Origin of the sequence: Nocardiopsis protaetiae, from assembly GCF_045446735.1 — a bacterium.
GTDB lineage: Bacteria > Actinomycetota > Actinomycetes > Streptosporangiales > Streptosporangiaceae > Nocardiopsis > Nocardiopsis protaetiae.
The window spans coordinates 1-5,143 of the sequence record NZ_JBJJBV010000379.1 but is presented as its reverse complement, the minus strand read 5'-3'; the positions used below and the strand labels follow the sequence as shown (position 1 = coordinate 5,143).

Annotated in this window: 3 protein-coding genes and 1 pseudogene; all 4 read right to left on the bottom strand. The window is 75.4% G+C overall.

From position 1 onward, the window contains the following. Nucleotides 1–46 precede the first annotated feature (46 nt). A complete protein-coding gene (locus tag ACJOT3_RS32295; RefSeq protein WP_406976922.1) occupies nucleotides 47–715 on the bottom strand; it encodes a response regulator in 669 nt (222 codons plus the stop codon). Continuing rightward, on the bottom strand, nucleotides 712–2,091 hold the full coding sequence (locus ACJOT3_RS32290; RefSeq protein ID WP_406976921.1) for a sensor histidine kinase: 1,380 nt from the start codon (nucleotides 2,089–2,091) through the stop codon (nucleotides 712–714). The genes ACJOT3_RS32295 and ACJOT3_RS32290 overlap by 4 nt, the downstream gene beginning before the upstream one ends. Nucleotides 2,092–2,154: 63 nt before the next feature. Next, the gene (locus ACJOT3_RS32285) at nucleotides 2,155–4,191 is read right to left on the bottom strand and encodes a serine hydrolase domain-containing protein (RefSeq protein WP_406976920.1); all 2,037 of its coding nucleotides are present in this window, start codon (nucleotides 4,189–4,191) and stop codon (nucleotides 2,155–2,157) included. Nucleotides 4,192–4,373: 182 nt separating this feature from the next. Further along, a pseudogene (locus ACJOT3_RS32280) lies at nucleotides 4,374–5,143 on the bottom strand (serine hydrolase domain-containing protein); the annotation flags it as partial.

Sequence of the window (5,143 nt, the reverse complement as noted above, 5' to 3'; positions counted from 1 at the left end):
GGGCATGTCGACAACGCGACATGCCCGCACACCGACCCATCCCCCGTCAGGGGCGGGCGACACCCGTGCGGTAGGCCCAGACGACCGTCTGTAGGCGGTCCCGAGTACCGATCTTGGCCATCGCCCGGGTCAGGTGCGACTTCACCGTGCTCGTCTCGATGAACAGCGCCTCCGCGATCTCCGCGTTCGACATCCCCTGCGCCAGCAGCCGCACGATGTCCGCCTCGCGGGCGGTGAGCAGCCCCAGCGCGTCCGGGTCGGCGCCGCCCGGGGGCCGGCGGCGGGCGAACTCGGACATGACCCGGCGGGTCACCGACCGGTCCATCAGCCCCTGGCCGCCGGCCAGCCGCCGGACCGCCTCCACGAGGTCGTCGGGGTCGGTGTCCTTGAGGACGAACCCCGCGGCCCCCGCCTCCAGCGCCCCGAACACGTACTCGTCGAGGTCGAAGGTGGTGATCACGAGGATCTCCGGCGGCCGCTCCCCGGTCCGCCGGGCGGCCCGCTCCAGGATCTCCTTGGTCGCGGACAACCCGTCGCCACCCGGCATGCGCACGTCCATGCAGATCACGTCGGGTCTGAGCCGGTCCGCCAGCTCGACCGCCGTCGGCCCGTCACCGGCCTCGCCGACGACCTCGACGCCGTCGGCCATGTCGAGGATCACCCGGAACCCGGCCCGGACGATGGCCTGGTCGTCCACCAGCAGCACCCTGATCAACGCTCGCCCCCACCCATCGGCGCCTCCATCGGCATCTCCCAGCGCACCCGCCATCCTCCGTCGTCGGCGGGCCCGACCTCCAGTGCCGCGCCCACCACCTGGGCGCGTTCGCGCATGCCCAGCACGCCCAGCCCGCGGTGTTCCCGTTCGGTGGCCCGGGGGCCGCCGGGACCGTTCGCCACCTCCAGCACGAACCTGTCCGGACGGTACCGGAGCAGCACCCGCACCCGCGCCCCCGCCGCGTGATCGCGGGCGTTGGACAGCGATTCCTGCACCACCCGGTAGGCGGTGACGTCGGCGATGGGCGCCAGGTCGTAGGGCTCGCCCTCGCGCGCCACCTCGATCTCCGTGCCGAGTTCGCGTTCGGTGCCGACCAGCCGGTCCAGGGCGGACAGCCCCGGGACGGGCGCGCCGTGGTCGGCCCCGTCGCCGCGCTCGTCCTCGGCGGGGTCGCGCAGCGCGCCGACCACCGAGCGCAGGCTGGCCAGGGTCTCCTTGCCCTGGGACCGCACCCAGGCCATCGCCTCCCGGGCGGCGTCGTCGTCGCGGCCGACCAGCCGCTCGGCGGCCCCCGCCTGGACGACCATGCCGGACAGGTGGTGGGCGGCGATGTCGTGCAGTTCGCGGGCCATCCGGGTGCGCTCGGCCCGGATGGCCGACTCGGCGCGCACCCGCTGGGCGCGGATCTCCTCGGCGGCGCGCACCCGCAGCAGGTCGATGTAGCGGCGCCGCGTCCCCACGTAGGCACCGACCGCCGCCGGGGCCACGAACGTCGCGAGGGCCGCGACCAGCTGCCCCAGCCACGACACCAGGGCGCTGTCGGGAAGCGGCGGCAGGTCGGCCGGCGCCGCCAGCAGCCCCTGGACCAGCCAGCCGACCACCCAGTAGAGGGCGACGCAGCCCGTGAGGACGCCGGTGAGCCGGAGCGTGGGCAGCCGGGTCCCGCAGGTGTACGCGGCGACGAACAGCGCGAGCCCCTGGATGCCGACCTCCGGCGGCAGCAGCGCCGTGATCACCAGCTGGAGCACCGTCCCGCCGACCAGGCACCCGACCGGGTACCGGCGGCGCACCGCCAGCAGCAGGGACTGGGCCGCCATGGCGACGGTGAGGGCGACCCCGGTGACCGGGGGGAGCGCGACCGCCTCCAGGTACACCAGCGAGAACAGCAGCAGCCAGAGCAGTCCGACCGAGGCCGCCCCCACGAGCACCGCCAGGGCGGTGTCCCGGGAGGCCTCCCCGCGCAGCCCCACCCGGTCCAGCAGTGTGTCGGCCAGGGCGGCGGCCCCGGCGAAGGGTGAGGCCGGTACCGACCCCACCGCCCGTGCGACGGGGTCGTGGTCGCGGTCGCCCATCGGTTCCTCCCTGTGTTCGTCCATGGACATGATCCCCCCGGTCCCCCGGTCCCCCGGCCTCCCGGTCGCCCGGCGGCTCGGTACGGCTCAGTACGTCGGGTCGAAGGAGAGCAGGCCGAAGGACAGCGCGAACCACGCCATGCCCACCAGCGCCGCCAGCACCAGCACCCCGGCCGCGTACCGCTTCCACCCGGCGCGCCGCCGCACGTCGCCGACCAGCGCCCACGCCGCGGGCGGGATCGCCAGCACACCGACCAGTTGCAGCACGTGGAGGCCGAGCAGCGCGGCGGCGGGTATCTCGTTCATCCCCATCAGGGACATCAGGACCAGCACCCACCCGGCCGCGGCGGCCACGGCCGAGGACACGCCGACCCGGGTGAGGACCCGGGCGGTGCGCCCGGCCCGGTCGCGGGCGGGGCGCTTCAGGATGCGGCGCACCACGGCGCCGACCGGCCAGGACAGCACGGCCACGAGCAGGACCGCCAGCGAGAGGAGCAGGACCGGCGGCCCGGCGGTGACCGCGGGCCCGGCGCGCAGGAACGCGTTCGCGGGGTCGAACCCGATCGCCTCCACCCGGCCGTCCTCGGCGCGCATGGAGATCAGCCGGTGCCCGCCGACCTCCCGCCACAGCCACGGCTCGACCTCCTCGTACACCTGGGGGTGGCCGGTGGAGGTGCCGGGGGTGACCAGGATGGTGCCGTCCCCGCGGTCCCGGATGTCGAGCCCGCCGACGAGGTCGAGCACCGCCAGGAAGTTGCTCCGGACGGCGCGGGTGCCGATGTAGGTCCCGGCGGCCATCGCGGCGTGCTCGGCGGCGGTGTCCGTCGCGGCCTGCCCGGCGCCGGTCCCGGCCGCCGCCCCGTCCTCGCGGGGCAGGTAGCGGTCCATGAACCCGGCGGTGATCTCCTCCCGCAGGAAGTACCCCTGCCCGTCCGGGTACCCGCCGCCGTTGAAGGACACGAAGACGCCGGTGCCGTCGTCGGGGTGGATCTGCAGGTGGGAGTGGAAGTACATGGTGTCGCCCCCGTGCCCCAGGGCGCGCCGCCCGTTGCGGTCCTCCTCGAAGAACCCCAGGGTCATGCGCCGCCCGGCGGCGAGGGTGCCCAAAGAGTCCTCGCCCAGGGCGGGGGAGTGCATGAGCTCCAGGGTCTCGTCGGACAGCCCCAGCCCGTCGAGGTCGCCCAGGTGGGCGAGCATGAACCGGGCCATGTCGGGGGCGGAGGCGGTCAGCGCGCCCGCGGGGGAGTCGAGGACGGACTCGAACTCCCCGGCGGGTCCGGTGTCGTCGGTGTACCCGGAGGCCGTCCGGTCCCCGAGGCCCTCGGGGAGCGGCTGGGCGAAGGTGGAGGAGTCCATGCCGAGTGGCTCGAACACGGCCTCCTCGACGTACTCCTCGAACGGCACCCCCGCGGTCCGTTCGACGATGTACCCGGCCAGGGCCACGCCGTAGTTGGAGTAGGCGGGCACGGTGCCGGGCGGGTACACCTGCTCGGGCGGGTCCTCGGCCAGGTAGGTGCGCAGGTCGGTGGTCTCCTGCCCGGTGAGGAACATCCCCCTGATGCGTTCCTCGAACCCGGGGGTGTGCGTCAGCAGGTGCCGCAGGGTGAGGGGCTCGTCGAACGCGGTGGGGACGGTGAAGTCGAGGTACTCGTGGACGTCGGCGTCCAGGTCCAGGACGCCCTCCTCGACCAGGCCCATCACCGCGGTGGCGGTGACGAGCTTGGACACCGAGCCGACCCGGAACAGGGTCCGCTCCGGGTCGACCGGCACCGGCGCGCCCCCGTCGGCGCCGGTGTCCGCGTACCCGTAGCCGCGGACGGTGAGGATCTCCCCGTCGGCGACGACGGAGACGACGGCCCCGGGGATGCCCGAGGAGTCGAGGGTGCCGGGTACGACGCCGTCGAGCCAGGCGTTGACGTCCTGTTCGGTGAGCTCGGCGGCGGGCGGCGCCGCGGCGGGCGCGGGGACGCCCTCGTTCCCGCTGTCGCCACCGCCGTCCCCGGCCGCCGGGGCGGCGCAGCCGGCGGCGAACACGGCGAGGGCGCCGGCAGCGGCGGCCGCCGCGGTGAGGCGGCGCCGGGCCGGGATCGGGGGCGGGGCGGCGGTGGTCTGCTCGGGGATCAAGGTCCCCTCCTTCCGGTGGTGTGGTTCCAGCCTCGCGAAACCCGCGCCCCCGGCACATCGGGCGCGGATCGGCATCGCGGTTGCGACCTTCGGAGGAGGCGGCCCCACCGCTCGGGGGAGGCCGCCCCGCCGTCGGGGGGGAGGGACCCGGGGCCCGGCGGGCCCCGGGTCCGGCCTCCGGGTCAGTAGGAGATGCTCCAAGAGAGCAGGCCGAAGGTGACCGCGAACCACTGCACCCCCAGCAGAGCGGCCAGCACGAGCGCGCTCCCCGTCCACCGCTTCCACCCGGCGCGCCGCCGCACGTCGTCGACGACCACCCAGGCCGCGGGCAGGATCGCCAGGATGCCGAGCAGTTGCAGCGCCTGCACCGCCCGCAGGGCCGCCGCGGGCACGTCCTGGAGCCCCATGACCAGGGTGATGACGACCGCCCAGGAGAGCAGCGCGGTCACCGCCGAGCCGACGCCGACCCTGGTCAGCACCCGGGCCAGGCGCCCGGCGCGGTCCCGGGCGGGCCGGGAGAGGGCGCGGCGCGCCACCGCGCCGACCGGCCAGGACAGCACGGCCACCAGCAGCACCGCGAGGGAGGCGAGCAGGACCGGCAGCGCCACGGCGGAGGCGCGGTCGGCGTCGACGCGGATCAGGGTGAACGCCGACGCGTATCCGATCGCGTCGACCCGCTCGCCGTCCTCGTCGAGGCGCATCGCGAGCGTGCTCTGCCCGCCGACCTCGCGCCAGACCCAGGGTTCGACCTCCTCGTACACCGTCGGCACGAACGTGTCGGGGCCGGGGGAGACCAGGATCGTCCCGTCCGGCCGGGCCCGTACCCGCGTCTCGCCCAGGACGTCGATGGCGGACAGGAAGGTGCTGCGCATCGCGCGGGAGCTCACGTAGGTCCCCTCGGCCAGCGCCGCGTGCTCGGCGGCGGTCGCCTCCACCGGGGCGTCGGCCGCGC